The organism is Microbacterium timonense, from assembly GCF_900292075.1.
In the GTDB taxonomy this organism is placed as follows: Bacteria; Actinomycetota; Actinomycetes; order Actinomycetales; family Microbacteriaceae; genus Microbacterium; species Microbacterium timonense.
The window spans coordinates 447,581-468,249 of record NZ_OLMV01000002.1 but is presented as its reverse complement, the minus strand read 5'-3'; the positions used below and the strand labels follow the sequence as shown (position 1 = coordinate 468,249).

Sequence of the window (20,669 nt, the reverse complement as noted above, 5' to 3'; positions counted from 1 at the left end):
TCGCTCAGGTCAGCGACACCCCCTTCCCCATGCCGGTCAGTTATCGGCTCTCACCCCGATCGACACGGCGGCGAGGATCGCAGGCTGCTGCGCGCGGTTCGTCCACGCGTGGCTCGTCCTGTTCTGGATAACCACATCTCCCTGCCTCACCAAGGTCTCCTCACCGGACTCCAGGCCCAGCCAGAGCTCGCCGCTGAGCACGATCTGGTAATCGATCGTCTGCGTCGTGTGGAAGCCGGGCCGCCTGGGATCGAAGGTCTCGGCGAGCCCGGGAAGTTCACGGGCCTGCTCCTCCGCGGCCTGGGCGCCGTCCACCGTCTCCATCGTCCCCACCGGAGGGAACTGGACGATCGTGAGCGCAGACGCCCCGTCGGAGGGCATCAGGGACGACAGGGCGGTCGTGATGTCCTGCGGCGACGCCGCCGGTGCGGAGTTGTCGGCGAGCGCCCACACCACGGTGTTGCTGAACCCAGGGATATGGACGAAGTCGTGGGTACGGGGGGCGGGTCCGTCCTGGACCACGCAGCTGCGACCCTGCTCGTCCAGACCCGTGACGACTCGGCGGACCTTCATTCGATCTCCTTCGATTGATTGAATCGGCCACTCGGCCGGATAGATTCCATAATAGTTAATGTCGGTTGTTTGCCTTATGGATGTCGAGAGGGGGCCCGGATGGGCCGGATGAAGGTAGTCGAGGTTGCCGGTGAGTGGGATCCGAGACCCGATGCTGAGCTCTCTGCGCAGGAACGAGAAGGCCGGTGGACCAGGAACGCCAGCCTGGCGTGGCGCAGCCCCCGATGGAGCGTCGGACAGCGCGAGGTCCCCAGCATCCGCCATCCTCATGACGTACTCGTCCGCGTGCGCGCGGTCGGGATCTGCGGATCGGACGCGCACCTGTTCGAGACCGACGCCGACGGGTACGTGCTTCTTCCCTACCGTGTGCGGCTGCCTCTCGTGCCGGGTCACGAACTCGCGGGGGAAGTCGCGGAGGTCGGTGCGGCCGTGCGCTCGGTCCGTCCGGGCGATCCGGTCGCCGTACACACCCTGCAGTACTGCGGTGTCTGCAGCGCCTGTCGCGCGGGTCTCCCCAGCCACTGCACAGATGCCGAGGACCAGGGCTTCAGCATCGACGGCGGCATGGCGGAGTACGTGCTGTCCCGCGAATCCAATGTGGTTCCCCTCGCCGGCTTGCGTGAACGGTTCAGCGAGTCCGACATCTACGAGATCGGGGCTCTCTGCGAGCCCGCCTCCGTCGCCTACCTGGGCATGTTCGCGAGGGCGGGCGGCGTCCAGCCCGGCGCGACGGTGGCCGTGCACGGATGCGGTGCCATCGGCCTGGCGGCCATCGCCCTCGCCCGTGCCGCCGGGGCGGCATCCGTGCTGGCGTTCGCGACGAATCCCGCCCGCGCAGAGCTCGCGCTCCGGCTGGGCGCTGACGAAGCCTTCGATGTTCGTGCCCTCAGCGAGGCGGGGACGGCCGCCGGGGAGGTCACCCTCGAGCGCACGGGTGGCAACGGTGTGGACATGGCGATCGAGGCGGCAGGGGCCGCCGGCGCTGTCCTGCCCCAGATCGAGAGGTCACTCGCCGTGGGCGGCAAGGTGGTGCTCCTGGGTTCCCAGGGTGGCAGTGTGCCTCTCCAGACCATGGCTTACATGGTGAAGGGCGCCAGCATCTACGGCTCCATCGGCAACATCGGAGGTGTCGAACCCGTTGTCGCTCTCCATTCAGCAGGACGAATCGACCTCCGGCCTATCATCACCGACCGGTTCCCTCTCGACAGAGCAGTCGAGGCCGTCAACCGAGCCACGGAGAAGTCGGCAGCGAAGGTCATGATCCACGTACCGTGAACGCGACCGCCGGATCCCTTCGGATCCGGCGGTCGCGGGATGCGGCTAACCGCGATACGCCTGCGGCCAGATGCCCTGCTTGCCCGGCTGGAGCACTCCGTTCGGGTCGACAGCGTCTTTGATGGTCTCGACGAACCGGCGGAGAGCGTGGTCGTTGAAGTCGAAGGTGTCGGCGACGGCATCCATCTTGTAGATGCCGGTGCGGTAGAGCCCGTAGCCCTCGCTCTTCATCTTCGCCAGCATCGGGTCGAAGTTCTCGAACATGCGAAGGGTCTTCTCCTTGTCCTTCGGATCGAAGAACATGACCGATACGACGATGATGCTCGTCGGAAGCAGCATGCATCCGGCCGCGTAGGGCTCGCCGAACTCGTCGTACAACTTCTGGACCTGCCGGACCATCTTCAGCACCTCTGAGCCGATGAGGGGGCCGATGGGGGAGAAGTCGAGGTGGCCGGTGTCCGGGCCGAACGGGACCTTGTACAGGTCGAGCAGTTCCATGCCCGGGATCCCGGCCTGGACCCGGTCGTCGTGGATGCCCTTGTCAGGGCCGACCCGATCGGTGCCGTCGTACACCTTCCTTCCGATTTCGACGCCCGGGATCGATCCCAGCACCCGCTCGACGATCCGCCACTTCGCCTCCACGATCTCCTCGTAGCCGTAGAGCGCGAATCGGAGGGCCCATTTCTGGCTGTTCGGATCCAGGTCAGGCTGTCCTTCAGCATTCGCCGAGACGCCTCGCCCCAGGAACGGGTAGTTGTTGATGGTTTCGTCGAGCTGAAGCTCTCGCATCGCGTCGATGACCGGGACGATGATCTCGTCGCCGTCGAAGTGCACCCAGCACGAGGCGTACTTCTCGGGTCGGGGCATGAGCCGCCACCCGATCCGCGTGACGATTCCCATGCTCGACTGCATGAAGAGCCCGTCGACGGTCGGGCCGTACGAGAACGGGTAGGCATGCCACGCCTTGTTCCCCGTCATCGCGCCCATGCCGGTGCGCATCACCTCGCCGTTCGGGAGCACAACCTCCATCCCCGCGATGTTGTGTCCGTGCGACCCGAAGCGCGTGTGGCCCCGGCCGTACTCCAGGCTGTTGCCGATGACCGATCCCCACCCCAGGTCCGGGATCGAGGACCACCACTTGCCTCCGGCAGCTTCGAGGGCATCCACGAGGTCGAACCAGCGGACGCCGGGTTCGACGACGGCGTAGCCCAGCTCCTCGTTGATCTCCAGGATCCGATTCATCTTCGAGAGATTGACGAGGATCGAACCCTTGACCCGGGGTGCCGCCCCGCCATAGCCGTAGTTGCGACCCTGGCTCACGGTCCACAGCGGCACCTTGTGCTCGTTCGCGATCCGCACGACCGACTGCACCTCTTCGACGGAGACCGGGAAGACCGCCGCCGAGACGTCGTGGCTGTCATCGCCGAGGACGTAGAAGGGATCCCTGAACTCGTTCAGTTGGTCCCGGTCTGCGATGACAGCGTCGGAGCCGAGTGCGGCCCTGAGCGCGTTGATCGCCGCTTCGATTGCATCTGCGCCTACTCGGGCTTCCATCTTGCTGCTCCTCTTCATCGAGTCGTGCTGATCCGCGGCCGCGGTCGGTCCAACATTATCCTATTCCGGGAATTGTGCTAAGAATGGATGTATACCCTTCGGGCGCTACGGCGAGGCCGTGCGGATGCCCACCAGCTTCATAGGAGAAGAGGTCGCCATGGGTGAACAGACGTATGACGCGCCCGTCATCATCGCGGGAGGCGGCCCCGTCGGCAGCTCGCTCGCCATCGACCTTGCGCTCAGGGGTGTGGGGAGCATCGTCATAGAGCGTCGCGAGCGAGGCAAGCCGTTCCTGCTCAGGACCAACATGACGAACGTTCGGTCGATGGAGCACTTCCGGCGCTGGGGAATCGCCGATGCCCTCCGCGCGAACGACCCGGTTCCCGACGACGTCCGCCGCGACGTCTCGTTCGTGACCCGGCTGAACGGGGAGCTGATCCTAAACCTTCCCAACTCGTATGAGTGGAAGGAGCCGCTCCCCTTCGCCGCCGAGCTGGCCGAGTGGGCGCCGAACGAAGGCATCGAGAAGACCATGTGGGAGCGGGTCGCGCAACTACCCGAGATCGATTATCGGAACGTCTCCGAAGCCGAGACCTTCGTGCAGGACGAAGACGGCGTCACGCTGACCGTCACCGGCCCGGACGGCGAGTACCAGGTCCGCGGACAGTTCCTCGTCATCACCGACGGTAGCCGCGGGCACCTGCGTCGCGACGTCCTGAACGTCCGCCTCGAGGGCAACCCGAACCTCGCCCCCAGCACGTCGTGGCACTTCCGGTCGACGCAGCTCAAGGATGTCTGGGCGAACGGAGCCGGCCCGGTCGTGTCGATGGTCTACATCTACAACGAGGACCGAGGCAGCGACCTCATCACGGCTCAGGGTCCCGACACGTGGCAGTACTTCGCGGGGCCCGTGCCCGACGGTGTCGACGGCGACGACTGGGAGCAAGTGAGGGAACTCATCGTCAAGGCCGTCGGCCAGGAGATCGATCTCGAGCCGTTGAGCGGCGGCGCCTTCTCTCAGCGGTCCCTGCTGGCCCCGCGCTTCGATTTCGGTCGGGTCGCGCTCGCCGGCGACGCCGCGCACCTGGTCTCGCCGCAGGGCGGCTTCGGCATGAACAGCGGGATCGGCGACTCCGCCGACCTGGGTTGGAAGCTCGCCGCGCTCGTCGACGGATGGGGCGGCCCCGGCCTCCTGCCCAGCTACAGCATCGACCGCCGGGAAGCCGTGCGCTTCATCCAGCTCGGGTCGGAAGCCAATCATGCCCTCGGCGCGATCGAACTCGTCCGGCCGGGTATCGAAGCGCCCGGCGCTGAGGGCGCGGCCGTCCGGGAAGCGGTGAAGAACGACATCCTGGACAAGAAGATGGTCCAGTTCAAGAGAATGGGCGGCCAGCTCGGGTATCGATACTCGCTCTCTCCGATCATCTGGCGCGACGGGACAGAAGAGCCGCCACCCACTTTTGCGGACTACACCCCCAGTGCGGCTCCGGGCAACCGCGCCCCGCATCGCTGGCTGACCGATGGGACATCGCTGTACGACCACTTCGGACTCGGCTTCACGCTGCTCAACTTCGGCGGGCTGGATGCCGCAGCGCTTGTCGACCGCGCCGCCGAGCGTGGCATCCCGCTGGACGAGTTCATCCCCAGCGAGGAGGACATCCCGGGGCTCATCGAGCAATACGTACGCAACGCAGCCCTCGTGCGGTCCGATCATCACGTGGTGTGGCGCGGCGACGAGCTGCCCGCTGAGATCGACCGGCTGCTGGACATCGTCACGGGCCACGCATCGTGGTCGGCACGCTGACACCGCTCCGGGTTCGGACGCGATGGCTCGACCCCGACCTTGCATCCGTGAAAAACCGGCACTTCTTCGCTCGATCGATTTGAAGTCGCGGGATTCCATCTCCCTAACGTTGAGGCAGAGGGGGAGGAGAGACGATGCCAACCCTGATTATCACCGGAGATCACAGCTCATGCTCGAATCCGAACGCCGCCGTCAGTCGGTACTGGGCATCTACGACGCTCTGACGGCCGGACGACTCCACGTCGAGAGCGACGTCCTCGACGCGATCTTCCGGCCGGATGCGCGCCATCACGGCTCCCCCGAGCCCTTGAGAGATGGGCCGGCCGGAGCGCGTCAGCTTTACCTCGAGCTGCAAGCTCGTCTTCCCGGAGCGGTCGCGACGGTGAAGCGCAGCGTGTCTGATGGCGATTTCGTCGCCGTGCACTGGCAGGCGTCAGCGGATCCCCGCGACGAGTTCAGCGGTGAGTCCTGGTGTGAGTTCTTCCGCTTCGTCGACGAGCAGGTAGCGGAGCACTGGCAGCTCCACGTCGCCGTGCCGTCGAGCACGGTGAGCGGGCGGTCGGTGTTCAGCGATGCCTACCATGGCGCTTATGCTGCGGGGGACAGGAACCCCGCCACGACAGCGATGAACCGCGAGATCGCGTCTGCCGCATTCGCGCGATTCCTCGAGTTCGACCATGCCGTCGTGGCTGAGCACTGGGGAGAGGTCTACTACCAGCACAACGAGATGATTCCCGACGGAACTGAGGCCCTCCGCCGATCCCTGGAGGAAGTCGGCGGACTTCCCGATGAGTTCAGACCGCACTTCACAGTGCTCGTCACTGTCGCCGAAGGTGATCTGGTGTGGTTCCTCGAGCGCGTCCGCCTCGGCGATCTGACCGGCCTTGGCGTCGACATCTTCCGCGTGGTTGATCGCCGAATCGTAGAGCACTGGGACATCCCGGCGCTCAGACCGGATTCCGTCGATGCCGGGCGTTGACGCGACGATCCCCCCGGCGCTGTCGGATGAATCCGGCTCCCGAGCGACGTGTTCGGTAGGGCCGGTCGATGAATCATCCAAGGAGGAGACTGACATGGGACCGAGTGCGATGATACGAATCGCGATAGTCATCGCGTCGGTTCGTCCACAACGGCGAGGACCGGTGGTGGCGCAGTGGGTACTGAACCGTGCCCTTGAGAGGGGCGACGCCGAGTACGAGTTGTTGGACCTCGCGGATCACCCGCTTCCCATGCTGGACGAGCCCATCCAGGCTGTGAAGCAGAAGTATGCCCACGAGCACACGCGCGCATGGTCGAAAGTCATTGCGGCCTACGACGGATTCGTCTTCGTGACGCCTGAATACAATCACGCTCCGCCTGCTTCCCTGAAGAACGCGATCGACTATCTGTTTCACGAGTGGAACGACAAGGCAGTGACTTTCGTGGGGTACGGCGCGGTCGGCGCGACAAGAGCGATCGAACAACTGCGCCTCATCGCGATCGCCGTGGACATGGTGCCCAGTAAAGCGCAAGTCGCCATTTCCGCCTTCTCCGAGTTCGACGGCGACGACTTCACCCCCGCCGAACGCACCGAGGCCATGCTCACCCACGCCCTCAGCCGCCTGGTCGCACGGGCTCACGCCCTGCGCTGGTTGCGTCTCGGTGGGTGCACGGGTGATGCGCTGGAGCCCTCACTCATCCGTGCGTCCACCATTCCCGTCAAGCGTCTCCAGTAGATCTATGCGGCCCCTCCTTCACCTGCGTCTTTGGGAAGACGGTCCTCGGAGTCGGCGCCCGCACAGGCTCGCACGATCTTGTCGGCCGCGCACACGCGGTGCCATCTCAGCGGTCTCCCAAGCTCGGCTCGGGGCAGCACGTTTGCGTGTCGCACCGAGGTTCCGGTCCTGACGTCGAAGAGGCCGTTGCCGCGCTCGAGCCAAGGTTGCGCGTTCCGCCGGAGGTTGGCGGATGGGCTCGGCTGTTCCACATCGGTCAGCTTCCCGACCTCCGAGTGGGCGCGCGAGAGCACTTTCGCGACGGATGCCACGGCCCGGCATGCCCTTTCTGCCGCCGTGATTCCGACCATTCCAGCTGATCGGGAAGCGGCGCGGCTACGCGTGCACGACTGCGGGTTCCCGATCGGGACACGCTCCGAGCGCGACGACGCGGCGTGTCAGGCATCCCCGTCGGCGCGTCGGACGGCGCGTCGGGTGTCCGCCCACTGTCGCACACGCCTGCCGGCGGTCGCGCCCGCAGGTGGCGGTCTTCGGACTCTGCCCCGTGGGAAAGATTGCCGGTTCTTGCGTCGGCCTCGACGGTCATCCTCCAGACGCGCCCGCCCTGCCCGCAATACGCTGACAGCATGAGCGATGCGCCGCACCCCCGCGCCGCGGGACGCGATGACCGCATCACGCTGCGGTTCATGGCGGTCCCCGCTGACATCGTCGCGAGCGGACGCTCCGTCGCCGCGGGCAGCGTGATGGAGTGGATCGACAAGGCCGGGTACGCCTGCGCCGTCGGCTGGGCAGGCGCCTACTGCGTGACGGCGTACGTCGGGAACGTGCGGCATCGGCGGCCCATCGCCCCGGGAAGCCTCATCGAGGTGCAGGCGCGCATCGTCTACACGGGCCGCACGAGCATGCACGTGGTCGTGACGGTGTCGTCCGCCGAGGTCAGCGAGCGCGTGTACACGCCGGCCACGACGTGCATGCTCGTCTTCGTGGCCAAGGACGCCGGCGGCCGGCCGACGGCGGTGCCGGAGTGGCGCCCGGTCTCGCGGTCCGACCACAAGCTCGCCGAGGCCGCCCGGGAGCGCATCGAGTCGCGCGCCGAGATCAAGCGGCTGATGCTGGCGGAGGAGTACACGGATGCCTCCACCTCCCCGCGCACGACGCTCCGCTTCCTCGCCCCGCCGGGGGTGGTGAACTTCGGCGGCAAGGCCCACGGCGGCACGGTCATGCGGTGGATCGACGAGTCCGGCTACGCGTGCGCCGCGGCCTGGGCGAGGGACGGAGATGAGGCGAGTGCCGCGGTCGGCGTCTACTCCGGCGGCATCCACTTCCTCGCTCCGGTCGTCATCGGCCACCTCGTCGAGGTCGACGCGCGCATCGTCTACACGAGCCGGCACAGCATGCACCTGAGCACCCGGGTGTGGACGGCCGATCCCCGTAGCCCGGGGGAGCGCACGCTGACCACGCAGTGCCTGAGCGTGTTCGTGATCCCGGGGCCCGACGGCGTCGCACAGCCGGTCCCGCAGTGGACGCCGCACCTGCCCGAGGACGAGCGGCTGCAAGAACACGTCCGGGAGATCATGGCGCTGCGGGAGCAGATCGTCCCGATCGCGGCGTCGCTCACGCTCGAACCCTGAAGCGGAGGGCGCGCCCCCGCGGGCCTATGCCGAGTGGCGAGTCGCCGTGCGGGGGAGCGATGATCGATCCGACCCGACCCGACCCGAGTCGCTTCAGCGGGCGCTGCGACGCGTCAACGATCGGCCGTGAGTTGACCCAACCTAACCATCCGGGCATCGGGTGCACTCGCTGTCGGAGACTTGCTGCAGCGCGGGGGCCGCGATCGCACATGTGTTCGGCATCGCACGGCCCACACGTCAACGCTGCCCGGCGTGGTTGCGATTTCGATTCGGACGCTGGCCGACCCGCTCTACGTCGCTGCGGTCATCGAGCTCCCAAGACCCTCGAAGGCGGAGCGTCACTACCTGAGCCATCTACAGGTGCATGCGCTCGCAGACGGCGTCGGGGAGTGGGGCACGCTGGTCATGTTCCTTGCCGATAGCGGGCTGCGCTGGGGTGAGGCTTCAGCGCTGAGGCCGGCTGACGTGGATCCGGCGATCCGAATCGTGCACGTGCGTCGCGCGGTCGCTGATGTGCGTGGCTCCCTAGTCTTCGGTACCCCGAAGCACATGAGCAGCGCATCGTTCCCTATCCGTCTCTGTTCGACGAGGGAATCGCCACACATCTCGCGACCGGACGCCGGCACGATCTCGCCTTCTCCGCTCAATTCATGAGTGATCCGCCTGTTGCGACGACCGCTGGAATGCAAGCCGTCGCTTTGGCCGGTTCTTCAACCGTCGCTGGCACGCCGGTTCACCTGGTGCCCACGGATGTCGCGGAACGAGGGGGATCGAGAACGACTGGAGGGAACTCTCGTACCGGTGCCGAACGCGTAGATCCGCGGATTCGGGGACGAGAAGGACTTAAGAGGCTCCGAGCGTACGCCTCTCGGCGAGTTTCGAATCCCTCCGTCTCCGCGGTACATCCGCGTCAAGGATCGTTGGTTTCTTCGGATTTCTGGGATACGCGTGATGATTTAGCGACCCGTGCCCACATTTTGCCCGCATCCGTTGAGGGATGGTGACTTGAGGCGTCGCTACAAAGCTGTGCGGCTCTTGACCGATCGAGCGCGTAGGACACGGCGTCGAGAAATGCACCTTTCGCTCTTGTGAGTTGCACGCTTGCGAGAAAGAGCTCCGCGTCGCGCTTCGTCTTGAATCCACGTTTGTCGGTCTGCGTGCCGTCGGGTCGGCGGTACCGGACTCGATAGCGCCTACCCGCGTTCGACTTCCCACTTCTCGTCTTTCATTCCGCGCTTCACGACGGCTGGGGCAAGCCAGGGTGGGATGATCCGGCCGTCGTCGGCGGTGAGGTCGCGATGGCGGTCCATTCGGCGTCGGGGTCGTCGTCCAGTCGCAGTGCGATGCAGCGGAGAAAGCGGCTCGCAGGATTGCCTGCAGGGTGGCGTGCTTGAGCCGGTACTCGCTGAAGTTCTCGGCGATCGCGCGGTTGACGATGGTGGTGATGTTCGGCCGCGGCGGTAGCGGCGGCGATGTCGAGCCTCGACCTTAGATGCGACCCAGTTGCGTGCCGCGGTCGGCAAGATCCTCGCTACTCATGAGTGCGACGCCGGCACCAGTCAAGCGCACCGGCATCGCGTTCTCGCCGCCGGCATCGGGGGACTCGCGGCCTCGTTCATGCTAATGATCGAGAGAATCCACCTCCTCGAGGACCCACGCGCTCGTTGACGAGGCCGTGTGCGCGGGCATGGCGGAGGCCGGGCAGCTGCGCATCGACCAGGCGCTCTTGCGGCATGAAGGTAGACGGCCCCCAGTCAATCGAGCCCGCCGCCTGATGACCTATCTCGACTTCGACGCCGGGACGAAGCCCCGATGCTCTCGCTGCCATATCGTGATGCCCGACATCGCCCGCGCGTCCGTGCGCCTGAGCTGCTGGCACACGGAGCCTCACGAGCACGTCGTGATGGCGGCCGACTTCGACGGCACCACTGACCCGTTCTGCCACGCGCAGATTATGTGCGACTTCACCGATCCCGCTCCGGGCAGCCACACCCCACAAAGCTCTCCTTGGTTCCCACAAGGTGCGATGCACATGATTGGGACGTCTCCGCACGCGACGTACCTCAGTCTCCGATTGTGCCTGTGCGCGTCGGTCATGACCCGGGCGAGGTCACCCGCGCTCGTCCATACACAGCTGAAAGCGTTGACGCCGCTAGCGCTCTTCTAGGGACGGGAGGTCGAGGGTTTCCTAGCCAGACCGGGAACTAGTAAGAACCAGGATGCGGTCCAGCCATTGTTCTCTCGCCGCCGCGGCGGCACGGGACACGGTGGCGTGCGGGACGATTTCGAACCCGTGGAACCCGCCAGCCCACACGTGCAACTCGGCTTGAACGCCGGCCTCCCACAGTCTCGTGGCGTAGGCGACATCCTCATCACGGAACACCTCCGCACTGCCGCAATCTATGTAGGTGGACGGCAGGTTGGATAAATCCGTTGCGCGTGCTGGCGCAGCGTAGATCGAGACATCCGGCGTGCCTCTCCGATCGCCTAAGAGCGCTGTCCACCCAGCAATGTTGGCCTCTCGGTCCCAAAGACCCACACCATCGATCTGCCTTGTCGAGACCGTCGCGTCGCGATCATCGATCATCGGGCACATCAAGACCTGGCCAAGCAGTGAGGGGCCGCCCCGGTCGCGGGCGAGCAGTGCCGTGCCGGCCGCGAGACCCCCTCCGGCGCTACCACCGCCGATCAGAATGCGGGATCCATCGATGCCCAGTTCCTCAGCGTGCTCCGCCATCCACAGGAGACCGGCGAAGCAATCTTCGACCGGATAGGGATCGGGGAACTCCGGTGCCAATCGGTAATCGACGCTGACCAGCACCGCATCGTGGCGTTCGATCGCGCCGAAGAAGACCTCCACGCCGCCCAGGCGGTCGCCGAGCATCATCCCGCCGCCATGCGTGTGATAGATGCCGGGCCCGCTTCCGGCGCGGTCATTCCGAGCGATCACCGTCAGCACAATGTCGTCTCCGCGATAGCCCGGAACCGTAACGTCACGGCGTGACAGACCCAACGCGGTCAAGCGAGCCTCAAGAGCCTCCTGGTCGGTGATGAAGTTCGCGCGGAGCGCGGGGATCATATCGAGCGTCAGTTCCAGCGGCATCTGCCCTCGGATTTCCTGCAGCGGCGCTTCCAACTCGGGGTCGAAGGGCGGGCGTGCGAGTGTCGCTGTCATTGTGAACTCCTTCGTTTACCGCCACTGGATCATGGCAGGTTTGCGAACTTGGGGCGTGTGCGGTCGAACGATCTACCCGCGCAAGCTGGTTGCTCGTCGACTCGCAGGCGATGAGGTTCTCTGCAGGATCAGGGACCAAGAGTTCGACGTAGCGTGGTACTCCAGATGTCGGGACGGTCCCCCCTGGGCCACTTTGTCTGGACTGCCGATTCGAAGTGTCGGCGAGAGTCGCGACGATATTCATCTTGACATCAGACTTCTCACCGAATCGCGTGCAGACGTTGCGGACTGCATCGCTATCAGCGGCATTCGTCGAGACGGTCAGCTCGTCCGCAATGAAGGGCGCGGTGCCGTCGGCCACCACCCCCGTCTTGGCTCGAACCGCCGATTGGACGGCGCGTCATCCCTCGCCCTCCTCAGCGGGACCCGCGGCGTCGGCGGGTTCCTCCCACTCCACGTCGGCCAGCGCGTCGATGAACCTGCGCAGCGAGGCGGCGATGTCGACGATTCCGCGGTTGAGCAGCCACTGCACTTGCAACCCGTCCCAGAGCGCAATGAGAGCGATCGCGGCCTGCTGCGGCTCGACGCCGGGGCGCAGCACGCCTTGGGTGGCGAGGTCGGTGAATAACCTGACGAACGACGTCCGCGTGGTGTCGTAGCGGCGTGCGAAATAGGCGTGAGCGGGGTGGTCAGGCGCCGTGGCCTCCGCAGACAGGGTGCAGTAGAGCTCGACCACTCCCGGCACCGTCGCGTTGTGCGCAGCCAGCGCCACGACTCCGCGCAGCACGGCGTGCGGGTCGTCCGAGTCGAGTGGCACCATCTCGAACGAGCGGTCGTCTCGGCGCTCGAGCACGGCCTCGAGCAGTGCGACCTTATTGGGGAAGTGGTGCAGCAGGCCGGCTTCGCTGATGCCGACGCGCTGTGCGACTTCGCGGAGGGAACCGGATCTGTAGCCACCCTCGGCGAAGACCTCGAGGGCGGCGTCGAGGATCGCCTTGCGGCGTTCGCGGGACTTCGCGTATTCTCCGCGCGCCTTGCGCGGCGCTTTCGCGGTACTTGTCGAGGCGTTCGTCATCGCTATCACCGTATCCCTGTCATCTGCGCCGTCACGGGTCTGCGCAGCCCCCACGACCGTTCTATAGCCAAATGCGAGTGATCGCTAGCTTTTTCTGGGCTAAAACCTAGTGATCACTCGTTTTTATGCTAGCTTCTTTCGTCAGAGGCGGTCCGCAGGGGTGCCGCCCACCCGATGAAGGGACCAATGATGATCCGCTGGAAGGCCACAGCAGCCACCTTCGCCATCGCCGCCCTCGCCCTCACCGGCTGCGCCGGCGCAGCCGAAGACGGCGGGACGGGCGACGGGAGTGGAGGCACCCTCACCCTCGGTGCGATGCTCGCACCCACCACCCTCGACCCGGCCGGCGCCGAGTGGGGCAACCGCGCCCCGTTCTATCAGTCCGTGTTCGACACGCTCCTGCTCGCGACGCCCGAGGGCACGATTGAGCCGTGGCTCGCGACCGAGTGGTCGTACAACGAGGACAACACCGTTCTCACCCTCACGCTGCGCGACGACGTTACCTTCACCGACGGCTCGACCCTCACCGGCGACGTCGTGGTGCAGAACCTGCAGCGCTTCAAGGACGGCACGTCGCCGGACGCGGGCTACCTCGCGGGCGTCGCGAGCCTCGACGCACCCGACGACCAGACGGTCATCATCACGCTCGCGGCGCCCGACCCCGCGTTCCTCAACTACCTCACCCGCGACCCGGGACTGATCGCCAGCGCCGAGTCGCTCGACAGCGCCGACATCGCGACGAACCCGGTCGGCTCGGGCCCCTACGCCCTCGACACCGCGGCGACCGTCACCGGGACCTCGTACGTCTACACGAAGAACGAGGACTACTGGAACCCCGATGTCCAGCACTACGACGGCGTCACGATCAACGTGCTGTCCGAGCCGACCGCCGCGCTGAACGCCATCAAAGCGGGCGAGGTGAACGGCGTCACGCTCGTCACCAACGACAACCTCGCCGAGGTGGAGCGCGCCGGCTGGACCATCAACGCCCACGAGCTCGACTTCCAGGGACTGCTCCTGCTCGACCGCGCCGGCATCCAGGCGCCTGAGCTCGCGGACGTCAGGGTCCGCCAGGCCATCAACTACGCGTTCGACCGCGAGGGACTGCTGAAGGCGATCGGAGCCGACAAGGGCACCGTCACCACGCAGGTGTTCAGCGCAAGCAGCGAGGCCTACGACCCCGAGCTCGACGAGTACTACACGTACGACCCCAAGAAGGCGAAGAAGCTCCTCGCGGAAGCCGGCTACCCCGACGGCTTCACCTTGAGCATGCCCACCGGGTCGGCCCTCGGCACCACCGCCCCGACCCTCATCCAGCAGCAACTCGCCGACGTCGGCATCACCGTGAACTACACGGAGGTCGCGGCCAACAACTTCATCGCCGACCTGCTGGCACCGAAGTTTCCCGCGTCGTTCATGGTGCTTGAGCAGAACCCGGACTGGCAGCTGATCAACTTCATGCTGGCGCCGTCCGCGGTGTTCAACCCGTTCAAGTACGAGGACCCGAAGGTCAACGAGTACATGCGGGAGATCCAGTTCGGCGACGAGGCGACACAGGCGTCCGTCGCGAAGGAGCTGAACGCGTACATCGTCGAGCAGGCCTGGTTCGCGCCCTTCTTCCGGGTCCAGGGCAGCTTCGCGACCGACGCGAACACGACGGTCGAGACACTCCCGACCAACGCCTATCCCGCCATCTACGACTTCCAGCCGAAGCAGTAGGCGTCCCGGCCGGCCCGCCCGTCGGGGCGGGCCGGCTCCCCACTCACGCACATCCTGGAGCGCAGCATGCTCGCATTCGTCCTGCGCCGGCTCTTCGCCGGCGTCGTCCTCCTCTTCGTGATCTCCGTCCTCGCGTTCTCCCTCCTGTACCTCGACAGCGCGAACATCGCCCGTCGCATCCTGGGGCAGACCGCGACGCCCGAGCTCGTCGCGCAGAAGTCGCAGGAGCTGGGGCTCGACCGCCCGCTCGTCGTGCAGTACTGGGACTGGCTCACCAACGCGCTGACCGGCGACCTCGGACGCTCCTGGTTCAACGGTCAGCTCGTCTCGGTCAGCCTCTCGGGACGCCTGGCGGTGACGCTGTCGATCGTCATCGGCACCACGATCGTCACGGCGGTCGTCTCGGTGATCCTCGGCGTCCTCGCCGCTCGCCGCAGCGGACCGGTCGACGGCACCGTCCAGTTCCTCTCCGTGCTCGGCTTCGCGATCCCGGGATTCCTCATCGCGCTCTACCTGGTGCTGATCTTCGCCATCAACCTCCGGTGGTTCAAGGCGACCGGCTACGTGCCGATGACCGAGTCGTTCGCCGGGTGGCTGTCGTCCATCACGCTCCCGATCGCAGCGCTCTCGATCGGCGCGATCGCCGCGGTGACGCAGCAGATCCGCGGATCGATGATCGATGCGATGTCGCGGGACTACGTCCGCACGCTCCGCGCGCGCGGTCTCGACACCCGCAGCGTCGTCTACAAGCACGCTCTGCGCAACGCCGGCGGCCCCGCCCTCGCGATCCTCGCCGTGCAGTTCATCGGCCTGCTCGGCGGCGCCGTGATCGTGGAGCAGGTCTTCGCCCTTCCGGGCATGGGTCAGCTGACGGTCCAGGCGGGCCTGCAGGGCGACATCCCCGTGATGATGGGCCTCGTCGTGGCCATCGCCGCCATCGTGATCATCGTCAATCTCCTCATCGACCTCGCGCAGGCTGCGCTCAACCCGAAGGTGCGACTGTCATGACCGCCATCGACGCCGCTCCCGCGATCCCCACCCCGCACGCGCGCACGTCGCTGTTCCGGCGCCTCCTGCGTAAGCCGGTCGGCGTGATCGCGCTCCTCTATCTCGCCTTCGTCGTGCTGGTCGCGATCTTCGGCCCGTTGATCGCGCCGTACGATCCGAACGAGGCGTCGCTGCAGCTCGTGCTCGCACCGCCCAGCGCCGACCACCTGCTCGGCAACGACAGCGGCGGCCGCGACGTGCTCTCGCGCCTGCTCACCGCGACGTCGCTCACGCTCGCGGCGGCATCCATCGCGATCGTCACGTCACTCGTGATCGGCGTCGTCTCCGGCCTGATCGCGGGGTACTTCAAAGGCTGGTTCGACGGACTCACGTCGTGGGTGACCTCCCTCACGATGGCGCTCCCCGGCATCGTCGTCCTCGTCGCCGCCCGCTCGGTGCTCGGTCCATCGGTCTGGTGGGCGATGCTGATCTTCGGCATCCTGCTCGCACCGGCCTACTACCGGCTGGTGTACGCCGCCGTCGTGGGCGTTCGCGAGGAGCTCTACGTAGACGCGGCGCGCGTGTCGGGCCTCTCCGACGTGCGCATCATCGGCCGCCACATCCTCTCGGTGGTCCGCGCGCCGATCATCCTGCAGACGGCGATCATCGCCGGCATCGCGATCGCCATCCAGTCGGGTCTCGACTTCCTCGGTCTCGGGGACATGACGATCCCGACGTGGGGCTCGATGCTCAGCGACGGCTTCGCGAACATCTACCGGCAGCCGCTGCTGATGGTCTGGCCGTCGCTCGCCATCGGTCTCGCCTGCATCGCGCTGACGCTGCTGGCCAACGTCATGCGCGACGTGCTCGAGCGCACGAGCACGGTGCGCCGTCGCCGTCAGCGCGCCGTGACCACCGCCACGGGCTCGATCGCCGCCGTCACGACCTCGTTCGCGATGGGAGGGGCGGACGCCGCGCCGCTCGAGGACTCCGCGCCGCTGCCGGTCGCCGGCGCGACGATCGTGCACGAGGGTGAGGATGCGGCCCGCGACGCGCAGGCGACCGTCCTGCAGATCCGCGATCTCCGCGTCGCCTACCAGCAGGCGGACGGCCCGGACATCGAGGTGGTGCACGGCGTCTCCCTGGACATCCGCAAGGGCGAGATCCACGGTCTTGTCGGCGAGTCCGGCTCGGGCAAGACGCAGACGGCCTTCGCGGTGCTCGGCCTCCTTCCCCGCGGCGGACACGTCTCCGGCGGCTCGATCGACTACGAGGGCACCCAGCTGGCCGACGCAGGCGAGCGCGTCTACGGCGGCATCCGCGGCAAGCGCATCGGGTACATCCCTCAGGAGCCGATGAGCAACCTCGACCCGTCGTTCACGATCGGATCGCAGCTCGTCGAGCCGCTGCGCAAGCACCTCGGCCTCTCGAAGAAGGAGGCGACCGAGCGCTCGCTGGCGCTGCTCGACCGCGTCGGCATCCCGAATCCCCGGCGCACCTTCGACGCGTATCCGTTCGAGGTGTCCGGCGGCATGGCGCAGCGCGTGCTTATCGCCGGCGCCGTGTCGACCGACCCCGACCTGATCGTCGCCGACGAGCCGACCACGGCCCTCGACGTGACAGTGCAGGCAGAGGTGCTCGACCTGCTGCGCGACCTGCAGCGCGAACGGAACCTGGCGATGCTCCTGGTCACCCACAACTTCGGCGTCGTCGCTGATCTGTGCGACCGGGTCACCGTGATGCAGCAGGGCCTGTTCGTCGAGCAGGGGCCGGTGCGCACGATCCTGAAGACACCGCAGCACGCGTACACGACGTCGCTGCTGAACGCCATCCTCGACGGCGGACCCGCTCGCGGGGCACTCGTGCAGGGCGAAGGAAGACGATGATGACCAGCCTGCTGAACGTCCGCGACCTCGAGGTCTCGTACCCGGGCAAGGGGTTGCGCGCGGAGCCGTTCCGCGCGCTCAAGGGCGTGTCGCTCGACATCCGCCCGGGTGAAACGGTCGGCCTCGTTGGCGAGTCCGGCTCGGGGAAGACCACGCTGGGCCGCGCCGTGCTCGGCCTCGCCCCCGTCACCGGCGGGAGCATCGAGTATGGCGGGCGGGACATCTCGCACCTGAACCGCCGACAGCGCCGGGAGCTCAGCTCCGAGATCCAGGTCGTGTTCCAAGACCCGTACTCGTCCCTGAACCCCGCGCTCACGATCGAGCAGATCCTCGCCGAGCCGCTCACCGCCCGCGGCGTGGCCGCGAAGGAGGCGCGCGGAGGCGTGCGGGACCTGCTCGACCGTGTCGGACTGCCGGCGGATGCTGCCCGCCGGCTGCCCCGGGAGTTCTCGGGCGGCCAGCGCCAGCGCGTGGCGATCGCTCGCGCGCTGGCGCTGGATCCGAAGCTCATCGTGTGCGACGAGCCGGTCTCGGCGCTCGATCTGTCCACCCAGGCCCGCGTGCTGGACCTCTTCATCGAGATCCAGGAGCGGACCGGCGTCGCCTACCTGTTCATCTCGCACGACCTGGCCGTCGTGCGCCACATCAGCCACCGCGTCGCGGTGATGTACCGCGGCGAGCTCGTCGAGACGGGCGACGGCGATCAGGTGACCGCACGCCCGGAGCATCCCTACACTCAGCGGCTCTTCCTCGCCGCACCCGTCCCGGACCCCGACGCGCAGGCGGAGCGCCGCCACACCCGGCGTGAGCTCGCTGCCGCCCAGGCCGCGTCCGAAGGAGCAACCGCATGACCGCCGCCGACCACCTGATCCCCCTCCTCGAGAAGCTGACGCTCGAGCAGAAGGCGGCGCTGATCCAGGGCGCCGACTTCTGGACCACGGTGCCGCTTCCTGAGATCGGTCTGCGCGCGCTCACGCTGTCGGACGGGCCCGCCGGCGTGCGCGGGCCGCGCTGGGATGAGCGCGAGCCGTCGGTGAACCTCCCGTCGGCCTCCGCGCTCGCCGCATCGTGGGACGTGGGCCTCGCCCACCGGTACGGTGCTGCCGTCGCATCCGAGGCCCGTCGCAAGGGCGTCGACGTTGTGCTCGGCCCGACCATCAACCTGCACCGCTCGCCGCTCGGCGGCCGCCACTTCGAGTGCTTCAGCGAGGATCCGGAGCTCACCGCCCAGCTGAGCGCCGCCTACGTGCGCGGCCTACAGGACTACGGCGTCGCCGCGACACCGAAGCACTATGTCGCGAACGACTCCGAGACCGACCGCTTCACCGTCGACATCGAGGTGGACGAGCGCGCCCTGCGCGAGCTGTACCTCGCTCCGTTCGAACGGGCGGTCGAGGCGGGCGCCTGGTCGATCATGAGCGCCTACAACTCCGTCGACGGCGTGACGATGACGGAGAACGACCTGCTCGAGAACCCGCTGAACAGCGAGTGGGGCTTCGACGGCGTCGTCGTCAGCGACTGGACGGCCGTGCGATCGCTCGACGCCGTCGCCGCGGCGCAGGACCTCGCCATGCCGGGCCCCACCCCGGCGTGGGCGGACCTGGTCGCCGCCGTCCGCGACGGCCGCGTGCAGGAGTCCGACATCGACCGCAAGGTCCTGCGCATCCTCCTTCTCGCCGAGCGCGTCGGCGCCCTCGAAGGCGCGGATGCCGTCGCCCCGGCGCCGCTCGACGGCCCTGCGTTCGCCAGGGAGGCGGCGATCGCCGGCAGCGTCCTGCTGCGCAACGACGGCGTGCTCCCGCTCGACGGGCCGGCACTGGGCGCGCTGGCGGTCATCGGCCACAACGCGAGAGAGGCTCGCACGCAGGGCGGCGGCTCGGCGACCGTGCTGCCGGAGAACGTCGTCTCGCCGCTCGACGCCCTCCGCGCCGCGCTGCCCGGAGCGGGGCTGCGCTACGAGATCGGCGCCGTCGTGCAGGAAGGCGTGGCCGAGATCCCGCTGGCGACGATCGTGAACCCGGTCACCGGCACCCCGGGCCTGCGCGTGTCGTTCTTCGGCGCCGACGGCGAAGAGCTGTTCGCCGAGGACCGACGGGCGACCGCGCTCGTGTGGTTCGGCGGCGACGCCCCGATCGCGGCGAGCCGGACCGTGGTGCTGGAGACCCGGTACACCCCGGCCGAGTCCGGCGAGATCCAGCTCGGGTTCGCGGGCGCCAATCCGGGGCGCGTCTTCGTGGACGGCGAGCTCGTGCTCGACGACAGCCCCATCATCGAGGGGGCCGATCTGGGGGCCGCCTTCCTGAACCCGCCGTCGCTCACGACCGCGGTGCAGGTCGAGGCCGGCCGGGCGATCGACATCCGCGCCGAGTTCAGCCGCGAGTCGAGCGGCGCGCTCGACGGTGCGCTGAGCGTCACCCTGGGCATCGCACCGGAGCACACCGATCCCGACGAGCTCATCGCCCGGGCCGTAGACGCGGCGCGAGCGGCCGAGGTCGCGATCGTCGTCGTGGGTACGAATTCGAAGGTTGAGTCGGAGGGCTACGACCGCGTGGACCTCGACCTCCCCGGGAGGCAGGACGACCTCGTGCGCGCCGTCGCGGCCACGGGGACGCCGACGGTCGTCGTCGTGAACGCCGGCTCGCCGGTGGCGCTGCCCTGGGCGGGCGAGGTCGCCGCGGTCGTGCAGGGCTACTTCGGCGGCCAGGAGTTCGGGCACGCGATCGCCGACATCCTCACGGGCGCCGCCGAGCCCGGCGGGCGCCTGCCCACCACCTGGCCGGCATCGCTCGCCGACGCCCCGGTGACCGACGTCACCCCGGTCGACGGCCGCCTCGTCTACGAGGAGGGCATCCACATCGGGTATCGCGCGTGGCTGAAGGATGCGGTCGCCCCCGCGTTCCCGTTCGGCCACGGCCTCGGCTACACGTCGTGGACTTGGTGTGCGGCACAACGGCACGAGGACGCGGTCGAGGTGACGCTCGCGAACACCGGGGCGCGTGCAGGCAAGCAGGTCGTGCAGGTCTATGCGGAGCGCGCGGACTCCGCCGTGGAGCGTCCGGCGCTCTGGCTCGTCGGCTTCGCCGTCGTGCACGCCGAGCCGGGGGAGACCATCACGGCCACCGTTCCCGTGCCGGCTCGTCGCCTCGCGCATTGGGACGGGGAGTGGGTCGTCGAACCCGGTGCGTACACGCTGCGCGTCGGCCCCTCGGTCGCGGACCTGCCACTGCACGTCGAGTGGGAGCTGGCGTGACCGCGTCCACGTTCACCGGCACGCT

At 67.6% G+C, this 20,669-nt stretch carries 14 protein-coding genes and 1 pseudogene; 10 read left to right on the top strand and 5 right to left on the bottom strand.

What is annotated here, in order from left to right; all coding sequences use genetic code 11:
• Positions 1–36: 36 nt before the first annotated feature.
• Positions 37–573 (bottom strand): cupin domain-containing protein, encoded by a 537-nt coding sequence (locus C9992_RS08040; RefSeq protein WP_106815052.1) that lies wholly within the window; start codon positions 571–573, stop codon positions 37–39.
• A gap of 108 nt (positions 574–681) precedes the next feature.
• Between C9992_RS08040 and iolM the strand changes: the two genes are divergently transcribed.
• A complete protein-coding gene (iolM, locus tag C9992_RS08035) occupies positions 682–1,848 on the top strand; it encodes a scyllo-inosose 3-dehydrogenase (protein ID WP_160150845.1) in 1,167 nt (388 codons plus the stop codon).
• 45 nt (positions 1,849–1,893) lie between these two features.
• On the opposite strand, the gene C9992_RS18480 is transcribed toward iolM, so the two are convergent.
• Positions 1,894–3,402: an FAD-binding oxidoreductase gene (locus C9992_RS18480; RefSeq protein WP_160150844.1), complete on the bottom strand. Its 1,509-nt coding sequence runs from the start codon at positions 3,400–3,402 to the stop codon at positions 1,894–1,896.
• Positions 3,403–3,526: 124 nt separating this feature from the next.
• Here C9992_RS18480 and C9992_RS08025 point away from each other — a divergent pair, with 124 nt between their 5' ends.
• The 4 genes from C9992_RS08025 (at position 3,527) to C9992_RS08010 (ending at position 8,552) form a co-directional block, all read left to right on the top strand.
• A complete protein-coding gene (locus C9992_RS08025; protein WP_200826257.1) occupies positions 3,527–5,206 on the top strand; it encodes an FAD-dependent monooxygenase in 1,680 nt (559 codons plus the stop codon).
• Positions 5,207–5,375: 169 nt separating this feature from the next.
• Positions 5,376–6,185: a nuclear transport factor 2 family protein gene (locus C9992_RS08020; RefSeq protein WP_160150843.1), complete on the top strand. Its 810-nt coding sequence runs from the start codon at positions 5,376–5,378 to the stop codon at positions 6,183–6,185.
• A gap of 94 nt (positions 6,186–6,279) precedes the next feature.
• Complete coding sequence (locus C9992_RS08015; RefSeq protein ID WP_327317186.1) at positions 6,280–6,921, top strand: NADPH-dependent FMN reductase; 642 nt, start codon at positions 6,280–6,282, stop codon at positions 6,919–6,921.
• A 626-nt stretch (positions 6,922–7,547) separates the two neighbouring features.
• A complete protein-coding gene (locus tag C9992_RS08010) occupies positions 7,548–8,552 on the top strand; it encodes an acyl-CoA thioesterase (RefSeq protein ID WP_106815047.1) in 1,005 nt (334 codons plus the stop codon).
• A 910-nt stretch (positions 8,553–9,462) separates the two neighbouring features.
• Here the strand turns inward: C9992_RS08010 and C9992_RS08000 are convergent.
• From C9992_RS08000 to C9992_RS07985, 3 genes and pseudogenes are all read right to left on the bottom strand, one after another.
• Positions 9,463–9,687 (bottom strand): annotated as a pseudogene (locus C9992_RS08000) (hypothetical protein); the annotation flags it as partial.
• 1,053 nt (positions 9,688–10,740) lie between these two features.
• Positions 10,741–11,727: an alpha/beta hydrolase gene (locus C9992_RS07990; protein WP_106815045.1), complete on the bottom strand. Its 987-nt coding sequence runs from the start codon at positions 11,725–11,727 to the stop codon at positions 10,741–10,743.
• Between the two features lie 400 nt (positions 11,728–12,127).
• Positions 12,128–12,802 (bottom strand): TetR/AcrR family transcriptional regulator, encoded by a 675-nt coding sequence (locus tag C9992_RS07985; protein ID WP_106815044.1) that lies wholly within the window; start codon positions 12,800–12,802, stop codon positions 12,128–12,130.
• 189 nt (positions 12,803–12,991) lie between these two features.
• Between C9992_RS07985 and C9992_RS07980 the strand changes: the two genes are divergently transcribed.
• From C9992_RS07980 to C9992_RS07960, 5 genes are all read left to right on the top strand, one after another.
• Positions 12,992–14,521, top strand: coding sequence for an ABC transporter substrate-binding protein (locus C9992_RS07980; RefSeq protein WP_106815325.1), 1,530 nt, complete (start codon positions 12,992–12,994; stop codon positions 14,519–14,521).
• Between the two features lie 66 nt (positions 14,522–14,587).
• Positions 14,588–15,529 (top strand): ABC transporter permease, encoded by a 942-nt coding sequence (locus tag C9992_RS07975; protein ID WP_106815043.1) that lies wholly within the window; start codon positions 14,588–14,590, stop codon positions 15,527–15,529.
• On the top strand, positions 15,526–17,394 hold the full coding sequence (locus C9992_RS07970; RefSeq protein ID WP_106815042.1) for a dipeptide/oligopeptide/nickel ABC transporter permease/ATP-binding protein: 1,869 nt from the start codon (positions 15,526–15,528) through the stop codon (positions 17,392–17,394). The genes C9992_RS07975 and C9992_RS07970 overlap by 4 nt, the downstream gene beginning before the upstream one ends.
• A complete protein-coding gene (locus C9992_RS07965; protein WP_106815041.1) occupies positions 17,391–18,245 on the top strand; it encodes an ATP-binding cassette domain-containing protein in 855 nt (284 codons plus the stop codon). Before C9992_RS07970 ends, C9992_RS07965 begins: the two co-directional genes overlap by 4 nt.
• A complete protein-coding gene (locus tag C9992_RS07960) occupies positions 18,242–20,644 on the top strand; it encodes a beta-glucosidase (protein ID WP_106815040.1) in 2,403 nt (800 codons plus the stop codon). Before C9992_RS07965 ends, C9992_RS07960 begins: the two co-directional genes overlap by 4 nt.
• Positions 20,645–20,669 lie beyond the last annotated feature (25 nt).